This is a genomic window from Nonomuraea sp. NPDC051191, from assembly GCF_044455665.1.
Lineage (GTDB): Bacteria > Actinomycetota > Actinomycetes > Streptosporangiales > Streptosporangiaceae > Nonomuraea.
Window position 1 is genome coordinate 138,720 of sequence record NZ_JBITEZ010000018.1, and the last position, 16,040, is coordinate 154,759.

8 protein-coding genes are annotated in these 16,040 nt (G+C 74.0%); 3 read left to right on the top strand and 5 right to left on the bottom strand.

Annotation, left to right across the window (positions count from 1 at the left end; all coding sequences use genetic code 11):
- Positions 1-154: 154 nt before the first annotated feature.
- Together ACIA8R_RS42240 and ACIA8R_RS42245 are read left to right on the top strand one after the other, a co-directional pair.
- Positions 155-697 (top strand): hypothetical protein, encoded by a 543-nt coding sequence (locus ACIA8R_RS42240; RefSeq protein WP_357701530.1) that lies wholly within the window; start codon positions 155-157, stop codon positions 695-697.
- Positions 690-1,859 carry an MAB_1171c family putative transporter gene (locus ACIA8R_RS42245; RefSeq protein WP_364094861.1) on the top strand — a complete coding sequence of 390 codons (1,170 nt, stop codon included), beginning with the start codon at positions 690-692 and terminating at the stop codon, positions 1,857-1,859. The genes ACIA8R_RS42240 and ACIA8R_RS42245 overlap by 8 nt, the downstream gene beginning before the upstream one ends.
- A 7-nt stretch (positions 1,860-1,866) precedes the next feature.
- On the opposite strand, the gene ACIA8R_RS42250 is transcribed toward ACIA8R_RS42245, so the two are convergent.
- Together ACIA8R_RS42250 and gntD are read right to left on the bottom strand one after the other, a co-directional pair.
- Positions 1,867-11,517 (bottom strand): amino acid adenylation domain-containing protein, encoded by a 9,651-nt coding sequence (locus ACIA8R_RS42250; protein WP_397043195.1) that lies wholly within the window; start codon positions 11,515-11,517, stop codon positions 1,867-1,869.
- An 18-nt stretch (positions 11,518-11,535) separates the two neighbouring features.
- Positions 11,536-12,564, bottom strand: coding sequence for a guanitoxin biosynthesis L-enduracididine beta-hydroxylase GntD (gene gntD / locus ACIA8R_RS42255; protein ID WP_364094855.1), 1,029 nt, complete (start codon positions 12,562-12,564; stop codon positions 11,536-11,538).
- A 251-nt stretch (positions 12,565-12,815) separates the two neighbouring features.
- On the opposite strand from gntD, the gene ACIA8R_RS42260 reads away from it, so the two are divergent.
- Positions 12,816-13,859 (top strand): hypothetical protein, encoded by a 1,044-nt coding sequence (locus ACIA8R_RS42260; protein WP_397043197.1) that lies wholly within the window; start codon positions 12,816-12,818, stop codon positions 13,857-13,859.
- An 11-nt stretch (positions 13,860-13,870) separates the two neighbouring features.
- Here ACIA8R_RS42260 and ACIA8R_RS42265 read toward each other — a convergent pair whose 3' ends face one another.
- The 3 genes from ACIA8R_RS42265 to ACIA8R_RS42275 are packed head-to-tail and all read right to left on the bottom strand — an operon-like array spanning position 13,871 to position 15,921.
- Positions 13,871-14,782, bottom strand: coding sequence for a TauD/TfdA family dioxygenase (locus ACIA8R_RS42265; protein ID WP_397043199.1), 912 nt, complete (start codon positions 14,780-14,782; stop codon positions 13,871-13,873).
- 3 nt (positions 14,783-14,785) lie between these two features.
- Positions 14,786-14,998 (bottom strand): MbtH family protein, encoded by a 213-nt coding sequence (locus ACIA8R_RS42270; protein WP_357701542.1) that lies wholly within the window; start codon positions 14,996-14,998, stop codon positions 14,786-14,788.
- 20 nt (positions 14,999-15,018) lie between these two features.
- On the bottom strand, positions 15,019-15,921 hold the full coding sequence (locus ACIA8R_RS42275; RefSeq protein ID WP_357701544.1) for a winged helix-turn-helix domain-containing protein: 903 nt from the start codon (positions 15,919-15,921) through the stop codon (positions 15,019-15,021).
- Positions 15,922-16,040: the final 119 nt, after the last annotated feature.

Consider the following 16,040-nt stretch of genomic DNA (forward strand, 5'->3'; position numbering starts at 1 on the left):
AAGAACCAGGTCGGAGGCAGGTACGGGCAGCGGGCGCGGAGGTGGTTAGGCCGGCGGCCCAAGGGGCAGAGCAAGCACGACGTTGTCATGGTCGAAGCGGATGCGACACGATCGTGATCGGATGTCGATGCTGAATTGTTAGCCCTGGAGAGGTATGACTCCCGCCGGCAAGAAGTTCAGGCTCATGCGGCGTCGCTGCGCGGAGATCGCCCGCCGATTACCGATGCCGCGGCCCTATCGCGTCAGAACGCTCTGCGACCTGGTCGCCGCCGAGCGGGGGCGTCCCATCCGGCTCCTGGAGCTGCCCGGCGACGACGAGATGCTGGGCGCCTGGCTGGCCACCGAGGCGACCGACCTCATCTTCTACAAGCCCGACACGACGCCGCCGCACCAGGACCACATCATCCTGCACGAGCTGAGCCACGTGATCTGCGGCCACTACCCCGAGGCCGACCCGAAGGCCCAGCGGCACGTGTTGTTCCCCAGCCTCAACCCCGCCCTCGTCCGCCGCGTGCTCAGGCGTTCGATCTACGGGTCGGAGGAGGAGCAGGAGGCCGAGCTGCTCGCCTCGCTCATCTGGCAGCGGGCCTGCCGGGAGTCGCACCCGCGGGCGTCGGACGTCCGGCGCGTGGACGCCGCGCTCACCGGGACCGCCGAGGCGATCCACGGCGGGGTGTCCGGCCTCGGCCGTGGGTGAGTGGCTGCGGCTCAACGGCCCCGCGGTGCTGGCGTGCGCGCTGACGGCCTACCGGCTGGCCGCCGTGCGCTCCTGGGTGCGGGACCCGGCCGGGCGGGCGGTGTTCGTCATCCTGGCCGCGATCGCCGCCTCGACGACGGTCAACACGCCCTGGGCCTACGACGTCGTCTGGCGGCTGACCGGCGTGCCGAACCTGGCCAGGCTGGTGTCCCACGCGTTCATGCTGGCCCTCGCCTGGTCGGTCGGGACGTTCGTGCGGCAGGTCGGCGGGCCGCCGGAAGAGCCGCGCCGCCGTACGTGGGGTGAGGCCGCCTGGCCGGCGCTCGTGCTGCTCGGCATGTGCCTGACCTTCGCCCTGGCCCGTACGCCGGTCAACAGCCCGCGCTTCGCCGTCCGCTACGGGGACACGCCGGGCGTGCTCGAATACTGGCTCATCTTCCTGTGCTACCTCGTGCCGGTGTTGTGCCACGTCACCTGGTTCGCCCTGCGTGAGGCCCGCCAGACGGGGAACCGGGCGGTGAGCGCGGGACTGCGTCTGGTCGCCGTGGGCGCGTCCCTGACCGTGCTCTACCACCTGCACAAGGCGGCCTACTTCGCCTGCCGGCGGATCGGCGCCGACTACCCCGACCTGCTGCGGGCGCCTCTGGACATGCTGCTGGTGCCGCTCGGCGTGCTCGCGGTGCTGATCGGCCTGGCCCTGCCGTCGTGGTGGCCCGCGCGGCTGCGCTGGTTCCGCGACTTCCGGCTGCACCTGCGGCTGCGTCCGCTGTGGCGGGCGCTCTACCGGGCCAGCCCGGACATCGCGCTGCTGGCCCCGGCGCCCTTCCTGACCGAGCTGGTCACCTTCCGCGACCTGGACCTGCGGCTGTACCGGCGGTTCGTGGAGATCCGGGACGGCCGGATCGCGCTGGAGCCGTACCTGGACCAGCGCGTGACGGACGCGGCCCGGCGAGAGGGCGTGCGGTCCGGCCTGCGCGGGCAGCGGCTGGAGGCGTTCGCCGAGGCCGCCTCGGTGGACGCGGCCATCCGCGCCCGTGCCCGGGGCCGGCCGCCCGACGGCGGCGCCCAACCGGCGGCCGTGCCCGGCGGCGTCGACCTGAGCAGCGACGCCGCCTTCCTCGGCCTCGTCTCGCGCGCCTACCGGCGGCTGGGCGCGCGCTGAGCCGCCGTCACGACCGGTGGACCGCCTCCTCCAGGGAGTCCAGGATCCTGTCCTGCACCACCTCCGACAACGCGGCGACGGTCGGCGTCAGGAAGAGGTCGCGCGGCGACAGCTCGACGCCGAAGGCCGGTCCCACCCGCGACGTCACCCGCAGGCTGGTGATCGAGTCGCCGCCCAGGGCGAAGAAGTCGTCGTGCACGCCCACCCGGTCCAGGCCGAGCACCTGCTCCCAGATACGGCCGAGCGCCTCCTCGGTCGGGTTGCGCGGCGCGACGTACGACTCCGCCTTCTCCCGCGGCGGGGCGGGCTCCGGCAGGGCGGCGCGGTCCACCTTGCCGTTGGCGTTCAGCGGCAGCCGGTCCAGGGACACGAACGCCGCGGGCACCATGTACGCGGGCAGCCGCGCGCCCAGGCTCGCGGCCAGCTCCTCGTGCGAGGGCGCGGGCCCGCCGGCCGCCGGCACCACGTACGCCGCCAGCGTCCGGCGTCCGGCGGCGTCCTGCCTGGCCATGGCGACGGCCTCGGCGATCCCGGGATGCGCCAGGAGCGCGGCCTCCACCTCGCCCGTCTCGATCCGGAAGCCCCGGATCTTCACCTGGCCGTCCACCCGGCCGAGGAACTCCAGATCGCCTTCGGGCGTCCAGCGGACCCGGTCCCCGGTGCGGTAGAGCCGCCCGCCGCCGCCGAACGGGTCGGCCACGAAGCGTTCGGCGGTCAGCGCCGGCCTGCCGAGATAGCCCCTGGCCAGGCCGGCGCCCGCCAGGTACAGCTCGCCCGGCGCGCCGACGGGCACGGGCGCCAGGGAGGCGTCCAGCACGTAGGCGCGGGTGTTGTCCATGGGACGGCCGATCGGCGCCCGTCCCGCCTGTACGATCTCGGGGGTCATCTCCCGGGTCGTGACGAACGTGGTGGTCTCGGTGGGCCCGTACCCGTTGTGGAACGTGGTCCCGGGGCAGCGGTCGATCACCCGCGCGAGCGCCTGCGGCGAGGCCGCCTCGCCCCCCGTCCACACCTCGCGCAGCCCGGCGAAACACTCGGGCAGCTCCTCGGCGAACAGGTTGAACAGGGCCGCCGTGAGGAACATCCCCGTGACGCCGTGCTCGGCCGCCAGCGCCCGCAGCCGCCGCGCGTCCAGGTCGCCGGGCGCGACCACCACCTCGCCGCCCGCCAGGAGCGGCACCCACATCTCGTACGTGGCCGCGTCGAAGGCGTGCGGCGAGTGGAACAACACCCGGTCGTGCCCGCCGCCGCGCCAGCGGTGGTCCATGGCCAGGCTCACCACGTTCTCGTGGGTGACCGCGACGCCCTTGGGCAACCCGGTCGAGCCCGAGGTGTACATCACGTACGCCAGCGACCCGGGCAGGGGGGCGGGCAGGGGGGTGGAAAGGGGGCCGGGCGCGGGCAGGTCGCCGTCCACCTCGACGGCGGGCAGGCCCAGGTCGGCGGCGCGCCCGGCCAGCGACCGGTCGGTCAGCACCGCGACCGCGCCCGTGTCCCGCAGGATCCACCGCATGCGTTCGGCCGGGAAGTCCGGGTGCAGCGGCACGTACGCGCCGCCCGCCCTGAGCACGGCCAGCATCGACACCAGCGCGTCCGGCGAGCGTCCCTGCAACACCGCCACCCTGGACTCGGCGCGCACGCCCCGCCCGGCCAGCACCTCCGCCAGCTCCCCGGAACGGCGGTCGAGCTCGCCGTACGTCAGCTCCGCGCCACCGCCGCGCACCGCCACCGCGCCGGGCGTCTCCCGTGCCCGCTCGGCGAACAGCTCATGGACCGTCCGGCGCGGGTGGTCGCGCGCGGTGTCGTTCCACTCCGTCAGCGTCAGCCGCCGCTCCCGCGCGCTCACCGCGCTCAGGGACCCCACGGTCCCGCCGGGGTCCGCGGCGAGCTGCCCGAGCAGCGCCGACAGGCCCTCACCGAGCCGCCGCACGGTCGCGGCGTCGAACAGCTCCTCGTCGTGCAGCAGGACGAACGACAGCTCCTCGCCCGGGTAGACGACGAGGCCGAGCGGGTAGCCGTTCGCCTCGGCGGCGTCCACGTCCCGCAGGCGCGGGCCGGGGGCGGAGTAGTCGATCGGGTAGTTCTCGAAGACCACGATGCTGTCGAACAGCGCCGTCCCCGGCGGCACGTCGCTCCACGCTCGGATCCGGGTGAGCGAGGCCGCCTCGTGCTCCCGTGCCCCCGCCTGCGACTCCTGGAGCTCGCGCAGCCAGGGCAGCAGCGGGCGGGCGCCGTCCACGTGGACGTGGACGGGCAGCGTCTGGATGAAGATGCCGATCATGGATTCGGCGCCGTCCAGCTCCTCGGGGCGGCCCGACACCGTGGCGCCGAAGCACACCCGCGGCTCGCCGCTGTGCCGGGACAGCAGGATCGACCACGCGCCCTGGACCACGGTGTTGAGCGTCAGGCCGGCCGCCGCGGCCCGGTCGGCCAGCCGCCGGGTCAGGTCGGGCGGCAGGGCGGCGCGGACCCGTCCGGCCGCCTTGGGCCGGTGTCGCCTGCCGGGCGGCCGGTCGTAGGGGAGCGGCGTCGGGGCGGTGAGCCCGGCCAGCGCCTCCCGCCAGTAGGTCTCGTCCGCGGCGAGGTCGCGGCCGGCCAGCCATTCCACGTAGTCGCGGAAGGGGCGGCGCGGCTCGGGCGGGCCGCCGTCGCCCTCTCCGGTGAGCCGGGCGTACTCGGCCAGCACGTCGCGCAGCAGCCGGTGCACGCTCCAGCCGTCCAGCAGGATGTGGTGCAGGGTCCACACGACGCGCACGGTGTCGTCGTCCAGCCGGATGACCGCCAGCCTGGACGGCGGCGCGGCCGTCAGGTCCAGGCCCTCGGCCCGGTCCGCGGCGAGGAGGGCGGCCAGCGCGGCCCGCCGCTCGTCCTCGGGCAGGCGGCGCCAGTCGTGCCGGACGACCGGCAGGCGGGCCCGCCCGTGCACGATCTGCACAGGATGGTCCAGGCCCTCCCAGGCCAGGGACGTGCGCAGCACGGGCGTCCGGTCCACGACCGACTGCCACGCCCGCGCCAGCGTCCCGGGGTCGGTGACGCCGTCGAGCAGCATCCCGAACTGGGCCACGTACAGGTCGTCGCCGGCCGCCAGGCACTCGTAGAGCATGCCGGCCTGGCCGGGGGTGAGCGGGTAGACGTCGGCGATGTCGGCCGCGTCGCGTCCGTCGCCGAGCAGCCGGTCCAGGCTCGCCTGGTCCAGCCCTGCCAGCGGGTAGTCCGACGGGGTGCGCCCGCCCGCGCCCGGTTCGGCGCAGTGGCGTACCAGCCGGGTCACGTTCGCGGCGAACCCGTCCGCGAGCCGGGCGACGGTGGCCTCGTCGTGCAGGTCGGCCGAGTACTCCCAGGTCACCTCCAGCCGGCCGGCGCGCACCGCGGCGACGACGTCCAGCAGGTGCGGCCGGACGTCGCCGGGGTCCTGGAACAGGCCGATGGGCGCGACGTCCCGGTAGAGGTCGCCCAGAGGCGGGTCGAACCGGCCGAGGTAGTTGAAGCAGACACCGGGGTGGCAGTCGGGCGCGGTGCCGCGCAGGTGACGCAGCACGCCGTACCCGAAGCCGCGCCCCGGGACGGCCCTGACCTGCTCCTTGACGCTCTTCAGCAGCTCGCCCCAGCCGTCTTCGTCGGGCAGGCTCAGGGCCAGCGGGAAGTAGGTGGTGAACCAGCCGACCGTGCGGGACAGGTCGGTGCCGGGGAAGATCTCCTCCCGGCCGTGGCCCTCGGTGGCCAGCAGCAGGTCCGTACGCCCGGTCCAGTCGCCCAGGGTGCGGGCCAGCGCGGCCAGCAGCACCTCGTTGACCTCCGTACGGTAGACGCCCGGGACGTCGCGCAGCAGGGCGCGGGTGGTCTCCTCGTCCAGCGACACCGTCGTACGCCGTCCCGACGCCACGAGGTTGGGCCCCTCGCGGTCCAGCGGGACGTCCGCCCTGCCCGGGGCGCCGGTCGCCCGGGTCCAGTGGGGGAGTTCGCCGTCGAAGGCGCCGGAGGCGGCGTGGGCGGCCAGGGTGCGGGACCAGCTCACGAAGGAGGCGGTCTCCGCGCCCAGGTCGACGGGCTCGCCGCGGACGGCCTGCCCGTAGGCGGTGTGCAGGTCCTGGAGCAGCACCCGCCAGGACACGCCGTCCACGACGAGGTGGTGCGCGGTGAGCAGCAGCCGCGGCGCGCCGGAGCCGGTGAACGACACCGCCGCGAACACGGGCCCGCGGTCGGCGTCGATGCCACGCTGCACGGCCTCGCTCTCGCGCGCCATCACGCCCTGTGCGTCGCCGTCGAGACGGACGTGGCGCAGGACGTTCCCGGCCGGTGGTGAGGTGACCTGCTGGGATCGTCCGCCGTCGTGCCGGGTGAATCGGGTCCGCAGCGCGGCGTGCCGGGTGACCAGGGCGGACACCGCCACGCCCAGCGCCTCTACGTCCACGTCCGCCGCCAGTTCGGCCTCCACGTACTGGTGGAACGTCCCCGGCACGGTGAACCGGTCGAACAGGAAACGCTGGATCGGCGTCAGCGGGGCGGGCCCGCCGTCGGCGGCATCCCCGGCGGTGGCGTTCGCGGGCTGCCCGGCCCGCCGCACGTACGGCGCCAGGGCCGCCACGGTCTGCCGCCGGAACAGGTCGCGCGCGGTGAGCCGCAGCCCGGCGCGCTGCGCCCTGGACACGACCTGGATGGCCAGGATCGAGTCGCCGCCCAGCGTGAAGAAGGAGTCCTCGGCCCCCACGCGCTCGACGCCCAGCACCTCGCCCCAGATCGCGGCCAGCTCCCGCTGCACGGGCCCCGAGGGCGCGACGTAGGCCGCCGCCCCCGCCCGTGCGCCGGGCTCGGGCAGCGCCGCCCGGTCCACCTTGCCCCGCTCGGTCAGCGGGAACGCGGGCAGCACCATGATCACGGCGGGGATCATGTGGTCGGGCAGCGACCCGGCGAGGAAGGCGCGCAGCGCCGCGGGGTCGGGCTCGGCGTCGCCCGCCGGGGTGACGTACCCGTTGAGGCGGTCGCGTCCAGAGGAGGCCAGCACGACCGCGCCGCCCACCGAGGGGTGGCGCTGGAGGGCGGCCTCGATCTCGCCCGGCTCCACCCGGAAGCCGCGGATCTTCACCTGGTCGTCGCCACGCCCCAGGTACTCCAGCTCGCCGCCGGGCAGCCGGCGGACCAGGTCCCCTGTCCGGTACATCCGTCCGCCCGGCGGGCCGAACGGGTCGGCGACGAAGCGCTCGGCGGTGAGACCGGGCCGGTTCAGGTAGCCCCTGGCCAGGCCGGGCCCGGACAGGTACAGCTCGCCGGGCACGCCCTCCGGGACCGGGTTGGCGTAGGCGTCCAGGACGTACCCGGCGCTGCCGGTCAGCGGGCGGCCGATCGGCGGCAGCCCGTCGCCCTCCCGGCTCACGTCCCCGGCGGTGGCCACGACGGTGGCCTCGGTGGGCCCGTAGTTGTTGACCAGCCGGAACGGGACGCCGGGCCGCGGCCTGCGGCGCAGCACGTCGCCGCCCGTCAGGACGGTACGCAGCGCCGTCCCGTCGATCGCGGGCAGGTCGAGCACGGTCTCCAGCCGGGGCGTCGGCAGGAAGCAGATCGTGGTGCCCATGGCGGTGAACCAGGCCACCAGCTCGTCCGGGTCGTCCAGCGCGTCCTGACCGGGGAAGGCGACGCGGGCCCCCGCGCACAGGTAGGGCCAGACCTCCCACACGGCGGCGTCGAACCCGAGCGAGGCCACCTGGGACGCCCGGTCCCGGGGCACCACCCCGAACGCCGCCACGTGCCAGGCGCACAGGTCGGCCAGGCCGCGGTGCTCGATCATGACGCCCTTGGGACGGCCGGTGGAGCCGGAGGTGTAGATGATGTACGCCAGGTCGCCCGGCTCCGTCCCGCGACCGGGCCCGGGTCCGGGGTGGCCGTCACCCGTCTCCGCGTCGGGCCCCTCGTGGTCGTCGCCCGTCTCCGTGTCGCGGGGGCGTACGACGGGCAGCCCCTCGTGGTCCTCGTCGGCCAGCAGGATCGGCGCGCCGGTGTCGGCCATCACGTACGCCAGCCGCTCGGCCGGGATGCCGGGGTCGAGCGGCACGTACGCGCCGCCCGCCTTGAGCACGCCGAGGGCGGCGGTCACCATGTCCGGGCCGCGTTCCATGCACACCACCACGGGCACGCCCCGGCCCACGCCGAGGCCGCGCAGCCGGTGCGCCAGCCGGTCGGCGCGCCGGTCGAGGTCGGCGTAGGTGCGGGTGCCGCCGTCCCACTCCAGCGCGACGGCGTCGGGCGCGACCCGCGCCCATTCACTCACCTGCACATGCACCGGCCGCCCGGCCTGGTCACCGCGGCTACCGGCGGCGGGAGCGGCGGGACCGGTCAGCGTGGGTCCGGTCAGGGTGGCATCGGTCAGGGTGGCGTCGGCAGGCGCGGGGGCGGGCTGCGGGGTGGGGGGCAGGGGGAGGCGGGCCAGGGGATGGTCGGGGGCCGCGGTCACGGCTTCCAGCAGCGCGATCAGGTGCGCGGCCATCCGCTCGGCCGTCGCGGCCTCGAACAGGTCCGTGCTGTACTCGATCATCGCGTCGAGCGCGCCGCCGTCCTCGCGCTCGACGAACTCCAGCGTGACGTCGAAGATCGAGGACACGTGCGGCAGCCGGTACGGCTCGGTACGCGCCCCGGCGAAGCGCGGCGTCTTCGGCGGCGCGTTCTGCAACGCCACCATGGCCTGCACCAGGGGCGTCCTGCTGGGATCGCGCTCGGCGTCCAGCTCGCGCACCAGCCGGTCGAAGGGCACGTCCCGGTTGGCGAACGCGTTCAGCACGGTCTCCCGTACCGCGCCCAGGAACTCGGCGAACGTGGCGCGCTCGTCCACGGTGGAGCGCAGCACCAGGGTGTTGACGAAGCAGCCGATGAGCGGTTCGAGCTCGGGCAGGTCGCGTCCGGAGACGGGGGTGCCGACCGAGACGTCCCGCTGGCCGGCGTACCTGGACAGGAGCACCTGGCACGCCGCGACCAGCACCATGAACGGCGTCGCCCCGGCGCGGGCGGCGAGGTCCCCGAGCGTGGAGGCCAGCTCCGCGGGGACGGTGAAGCGGTGCGCGGCCCCCGCCGAGCTGCGTACGGCCGGGCGTGGCCGGTCGGCGGGCAGGTCGAGCGGGGTGATCCCGTCGAGCCGGCCACGCCAGTGGTCGAGCTGGTCCGCCAGGCTGTCGTCGGTCCAGCGGTCGCGCTGCCAGGCGGCGTAGTCGGCGTACCGGACGGGCAGCGGCGCGAGGGGGGCCCGGTGGCCGTGGCGGGCGGCGTCGTAGAGCAGGCCCAGTTCGTCGGCCAGGATGCGCATGGACACGGCGTCGATCACCGAGTGGTGCAGGCTCAGCACCAGCAGGTGGTCCTCGGCGGCCAGGCGCAGCACGGCCAGGCGCAGCACGGGGCCGCGGGCCAGGTCGAAGGGCCGGGTCACCTCGTGCCGCACCATGCGGTCCAGCTCCTCGCCGGGGAGGCCGGCGACGTCGGTGACGGTCAGCGGCACCTCGACGGCCGCATGCACCTTCTGCACGGGTTCGGCCCGCGCGGGGTCGGCGTCGCCGTGCTCGATCGTCGTGCGCAAGGGCTCGTGCCGGGCGATGAGCTCGCCGAGCGCGGTGCGCAGCGCCTCGGGGTCGAACGGCCCGCTCAGCCGGTAGCCGAACCGGACGTTGTACTCGGTGCCGCCGGGGTCGTGCGCGTGGAAGAACCAGAAACGCCGCTGGGCGTAGGAGAGCGGCGCGTCGCGTCCCGGCGGGAGCGGGGTGACGACGTCCGCGCCCGCGTCGCCCGCCTCGTCGCGGCTCGCGGCGCGAACCCCGCCCCGAACCCCGCCCGGAACCCCGTCCCGATTCCCGGCACGGTTCTCGTCGTCGTACTCGGCGGGGTTCTCGGCCGGTTTCAGGGAGGCGGCCAGGGCGGCCACCGTGCGTTCGCGGAAGATCGCCCGGGGGGACAGGCTCGTGCCGAGCGCGGCACGGATGCGCGGCACCACGCGGAAGGCCAGCAGGGAGTTGCCGCCGATGGCGAAGAAGTCGTCGGTCACGCCCACCCGGTCCAGGCCCAGCACCTCGGCCCACAACTCGGCGATCACCCGTTCCTCGTGACCGCCGGGAGGCGTGTAGCCGGTGGCGCCCTGGGGGCCCGTGGCGGGCAGGGCGGCGCGGTCCACCTTGCCGCTGGCGGCGAGGGGGAGCCGGTCGAGGTGCTGGAACACCGAGGGGATCAGGTACTCGGGCAGGTCCCGCGCGAGGAAGGCCCGCAACTGCTCAGGCGACGGCCCAGCCGCCCCCTCAAGGGACGCACCGCCCGAGGGTGCTTCGGCGGGCGCGGCCGTGGGGCCCTCGGAGGTGGTGGCGGGCTGGGGGACGGGCCGGGTGACGGGGACGACATGGGCCACCAGGCGGTCGCCGTCGGCGACGACCGCGGCGGCGGCCACCCGCGGATGCCGGGTCAGGGCGGCCTCGATCTCGCCGGGCTCGATCCGGTGCCCGCCCACCTTGACCTGGTCGTCCGCCCGGCCGAGGTATTCGAGCTCCCCGTCAGGCAGGAGGCGGACCACGTCCCCGGTGCGGTACATGCGTTCGCCGTCCGTCCCGTACGGGTCGGCGACGAACCGTTCGGCGGTGCCGCCGGGACGGCCCCGGTACCCGCGGGCCACCCCGGAGCCCGCGACGTACAACTCGCCCCGCTCACCCGGCGGGACGGGCCGCAGCCGGGCGTCGAGGACGTAGGCCCGCGACCCGGACATCGGCCGGCCGATCGGCACCGCGCCGCCGGGCGTGCGGTCGCCGGGTTCGAGGCGGAAGGCCACGCAGCCGACCGTCGTCTCCGTGGGGCCGTACTCGTTGACCACCGTCACGCCGGGACGGTCCGCGCGCCACCGGCCGAGCGCGTCGCCGTGCAGCGCCTCGCCGCCGATCACCAGCTCGCCGCGCTCCGGAGCGGCGTCCGGGGACCCGTCCTCCAGCAGCGGCAGGTGGCTCGGGGTGATCTTCAGGAAGGACGGCCGGACGCCGCCCGGCTCGTCGAGCGTCCCCGCGTGGACGCGCCCGCCCGCGACGAGCGGCCCCCACAGCGTGGTCACCGACAGGTCGAACGAGATCGACGAGTGCAGCAGCGCCGTGCCCGCCAGGCCCGGGTAGTCCCGCAGGCAGCAGGCCAGGTAGGCGGCGAGCTGCCGGCGTTCGACGAGCACCCCCTTGGGACGGCCGGTGGAACCGGAGGTGTAGATCGCGTACGCCAGGTCCGCCGGACGGCCCGGGGGAGCGGGCGGCGCGTCGGCGAGCGGCGCGGGATCGTCGTCCACGCACAGCACCCGCGCCGCCGTCACGGGCAGGCGCCCGCGCAGCGCCCGCTGGGTGACGACGACGGGCGCGCCCGCGTCGTCGATCACGACGGCCAGGCGGCTCGCCGGCACGCCGGGATCCAGCGGCAGGTACGCGGCGCCCGCCTTGAGCACGCCGAGCAGCGCCACGACGAGGTCGAGGCCGCGCTCGGCGTAGACGGCGACGAGCGTGTCCGGGCCCGCCCCGAGCCCGCGCAGGCGATGGGCGAACCCGTTCGCGCGCGCGTCGAGCTCCCGGTAGGCCAGCGAGCCCGCGGCCGAGGACACGGCGGTCGCGCCGGGGGCCAGCCGGACCCGCTCGGCGAACAGATCGAGGACGTCACGTGTCGAGTTGTCCATCACCCGGTGCTCCTAGCCTCAGTAGATGACGCGGGACCGCGCGTCCAGCCGGAACTCGCGCGACTTGCGAAGATCCCTGGCCACGTTCAGCCGGCGCAGCCACCGGTCCGTCCCGTCGAAGCGGGCGCGGAAGGGCTTGCGTCCGTGCACGGCCTTGTAGTTGTCGATGACGCAGATGTCGCCGGGTTCGAGCACGACCCCGGTCATGGCCGCGTCCACGGTCGCGGCGAGGGCGGCGAGCGCTTTCTCCTCGTCCTCTCCCTGTATTCCTTGCATATAGTGCGGATCGACGCAGAGATACGGGTCGTCCGGGGCGCCGAAAAGCACCGGCATGGGCTTCGGGTCGGTCAGCGCGCTTTCGACCTGGCGATAACTGCGGCGTTTCAGGTCGGTCACCCTCGGGTCGTCGTCCCGGTCCGGGGCACGATTCTCCGGACGGTGCGAGTCGTCCGGGAGAATGAGAAATCGGTGCTCCCGGAGGAAGGCTTCTGTGGCCTCGTCGAGATGTATCGAACCGACCTCGGCGAAGGTCGTCTCCACCTTGTCGGGATTACGCAGGCAGAACAGCCCGAGATAATCCGTGCGGAGCGGGTGGAAGGCGTCCTCGGTGTGCCAGACCAGCGTTTCCTCGCTGCTCCAGCCGATTTGCTCGCGTTCGAAGCCGCGCATCGGGAAAACGTCGTGCATGATGCGCCCGTCCTGCTGCGTCACCCAGCCGATCGGCTCGCCCAACAGGCTCATGACCAGGTAGAACGCGATGTCCAGCGTCAGTGTCGGCGACGGCGTGGGACGTGATCTCCAGTCCTCGGGAGTGGGGCCGAGGGCGGCGTCGTCCACCGGCAGCCCGGAGATCACCAGCAGGCCAGAAGGCTCGGCCAGCCGGAAATCGTGCAACTCCGCGCGGAGGCGTCTCGGCAGCTCGTCGGCATAAACCCGGCCGATTTCCTGGAATTGCGCGGACTCGACTCCCGGATGCTGCCGGGCGAGCTCGCCCGCCAGCTCCGTGATCGCCGTCGCCTCGTCTTTCCGCAGTTCGAAAGTCGACACAACTCGCTCCCTTCCTCGGCGACACCCGTCCGGTCAAGGTTCGGTCGCCGGAGGGCCGGAGCTCAATGTGTTTGAGCCTCAAGCTAAACAGGGCAGTCACGAAGCCGGTGTGCTAGCGTCGAAAAGGTATCAGCGAGCGTCCCGTGCCGGTGTCGGCCCCCGGGCGGAAGCGCCGCGCAAGTGAAATTCGCCGACGACCCGGCTCCTGGTCGGCGCTTCCCACGACGTCATTGACAGCGGAGGAGGACCCGGTGCGCCGATCACGACTGGCAAGGATCACCAGTGCGGCGGCTCATCTGCAGGTGTTCGCCATCGCGGGGATCAGCGCGGTGCTGCTGATCAGGACCTGGCTGGCGAGCACGGGCTACCCGAAGCTCGGCGGCGGCGACCTGCACATCGCGCACGTCCTGTGGGGCGGCCTGCTGATGGCGGTCGGGCTCGGCCTCACCCTCGCCTTCCTCGGCGAGCGGGCCAGGACGTGGGGCGCGCTGCTCGGCGGAGCCGGTTTCGGCACGTTCCTCGACGAGGTCGGCAAGTTCGTCACCGAGCGCAACGACTACTTCTACCGGCCCGCCGCCGGCATCATCTACCTGGTCTTCGCCGTCCTCGTCGTGCTGGCCCAGTGGCTCAAGGGCCGCACCGGCTACACCGGCGCCGAGCGGACCGCCAACGCGCTGCACGCCGCCCTCGTCGGCGTCACCTCCGGGCTGACGGTCGAGCAGCGGCGCAGCGCGATCCGCCTGGTCCAGGACTCCGGCGACCCGCTCGACGCCGCCACGGTCCGCCTGCTCGGCATGGTGCCCTCCAGCGAACCGCCCCGCTTCCCCGCCGTGCGCGCCGCCCTGGCCTGGCTGGAGCGCTTGTGCCGGCGGCCGGTCGTGGTGGTGCTCGCGGTGGTCTACCTCGCCGTACGGGCCCCGCTGCCCCTGGTCGGCCTGGCCCTGGAGAGCTCCTACGACTCCCTCGGCCAGGAACGGGAGTGGGGAGCGGTGATCGGCCTGGCGGCGTCCGCGGCGGTGACGGTGCTGCTCAGCCTGTGGGGCGCGGCCCGGTTGCGGTGGAACCGGGCGGCCGCCTTCCAGGCGCTCTACCTCGCGCTTCTGGTCGACATCCTGTTCGGCCAGGTGTTCGCGTTCATCGTGAACCAGTTCTCCGCGGTGCCGGGGCTGGTCGCGGACCTGCTGGTGCTGGCCGTGCTCGGTACGACGAACCGGCACCTGCGCAGAACCGCCCCGGCCCGCGACCCCGGCGACGGGCCGGGGGCGCGGGCCGGGATCGAGGACCGGGACGGCTGAGGTTCCGGGAGCTACGACCCCGACGGCTCCGCCATGGCGACCGCGATCCGCCGCGCCCCCGTGTACGGCTCGCGCCCGTGCGAGGTGAGCATGTTGTCGATGACGAGCAGGTCGTCGGCCGCGTAGTCGAAGCGGCGGGAGGCCGCCCGGTAGCACTTGCGCAGGTGGTCGGTGACCTCGTCGGGGATGGCGCCGCCGTCGCCGTAGTAGGTGTTGCTCGGCAGCCCCTCCTCCCCGCACATCTCCAGCAGCCCCTCGCGCACGGCCTCGGGCAACGTCGTGACGTGGAAGAACGTGGCGTGGTTGAACCAGACGGGCTCACCGGTCACCGGATGCCGGTGCACCGCCGCGCGGACGGCCTCGGTGCGCAGCCGTCCGTCCCCGAGCCAGGTCGCCCGTACGCCGTTGCGCTCGCAGTACGCGGTGACCTCGTCCCGGTCGGAGGTGTTGAACGCCTCCGACCACGGCATGCCGAGTTCGTCGTCGTAGGTGCGCACGACCATCCAGCCGCGCCGCTCGAACTCCTCGCGCACCGCCGGGTCGAGGGTGTCGTGCACCTCCCGCGTCGAGGCCAGGGGCGTGGCCCCCTGCGACTTCGGCGGCCGCATGCAGTGGAAGAACAGCACCATGGGCCAGACGGCCTGGTAGGAGTTCTCGTTGTGGAGGAAGATCTCCTCCTCGGGCGGATAGTCGGTCGAGGTGTAGACGTTGCCCTTGATCACGCTGCGCGGCGACGACCGTTCGGTGTAGGCCAGCGGCGTCCCGGAGAACGCGCGCACAGCCGCGTCGAACCCCTCGACGCCGCCCACCTCGAAGCCGCGGAACAGCAGCGCCCCGTGGCTGGTCAGGCTCTCGCGCAGCGCGCGGTGCCCGGCCCTGATCCGGTCCTGGACGGGCTCGCCGCCGCCCTCGATGATCAGCACGGCTCACTCCTCCATCGCCGCGATGAGGCTCTTGGGCCGCAGGTCGGTCCAGTTCTCGTTGATGTAGCCGAGCGCGCGTTCGCGGTCGGTCTCGGGCAGCGCGACCGCCCATCCGGCCGGCACGTCCACGAAGGCCGGCCAGAGCGAGTGCTGTCCTTCGTCGTTGACGAGCACCAGGTAGATGCCCTCGGGGTCCTCGAAGGGGTTCGTGCTCATCGTGCGTCCTCCAGGGAAGGTCAGTTGCGTTGTGAGATGAGTCCGCCGCCGCGCAGCAGCGCCATGCCCAGCGACGTCAGCGTGTGCAGGGCCGTGTTGCGGTTGCGGGCGGTGGTGATGAGCCCGGCCTTGCGCAGCACGGTGGCGTGCTTGCTGGCGCCGGCCAGGGAGATGCCGAGCCGCTCGGACAGCGCGCCGGTGGTGCAGCTGTCCATGAGCGCCTGCATGGCCGCGGCCCGGGTGTGCCCGACGAGCGCGCCGAGCGCCTCGTCGTCGGCCGTGGGCTCGGCCACCAGGTCCGACAGCACGGCCGGCGTCCAGGGGACCGAGACCACGAGCGCGGGCAGCCCCGTCTCGTGCTCCCGGTCCAGGAACAGGCAGTGCCTGACCTGGAGGAAGAACGAGGGGCTGAGCAGCAGGCCCTTGCCGTCGAGGTACACGTCGCGGTCCTCGTCGTGCGGGACCTCCAGGACCGGCGGGTTCCAGACCAGCTTCGGGTGCAGGGTGTCCAGCAGGCACTCGACACCGTTGGTGATCGTGATCCGGCCGAACGTCTCCCGTTCGAGCTCCAGGTAGGCACGCACCCGCCCCCAGTACGGCAGCACCGCGGCCCGGCAGAACGCCAGCACGGTCGCGGTCGCCCACGGGACGGCGGCGTCCCCGGCGCGGAAGCCGGACTCGCCGGGGGAGCGGTCGAGCAGTCCGAGCAGCTCGCCGAGCGGCCGGCGCTCGCGGGCCAGCCGATCCACCTGGCCGGCCGTGCCGTTCATGCGTTCGCGCACGTCCCTCCGCCACTCGCCGTGGACCGCGCCGCCGCTTCTGGCGAACAGGTCGAGGGCGAACACGCTCTCGGTCACCGGGCCCAGCGTCGCCGCCATGCGCAGGCGTGCCAGGTCTTCGACCGTGAAATGAATCCGCAGCACCGCGGCTCCCATTTCGCATTTTCCGGGTTCGTCGATCACGCCGCGGCGCGGGAAAAAGCGCACGACGCGGTGGCCGCGTGGATCAGGGCGGCTTGGCGATGAGGGCGTCCGCGGTGGGA

Coding starts and splice junctions, on each gene's coding strand:
- ACIA8R_RS42240 (WP_357701530.1), top strand. CDS start 155: ATGACTCCCGCCGGCAAGAAGTTCAGGCTCATGCGGCGTCGCTGCGCG.
- ACIA8R_RS42250 (WP_397043195.1), bottom strand. CDS start 11,517: ATGGACAACTCGACACGTGACGTCCTCGATCTGTTCGCCGAGCGGGTC.
- ACIA8R_RS42270 (WP_357701542.1), bottom strand. CDS start 14,998: ATGAGCACGAACCCCTTCGAGGACCCCGAGGGCATCTACCTGGTGCTC.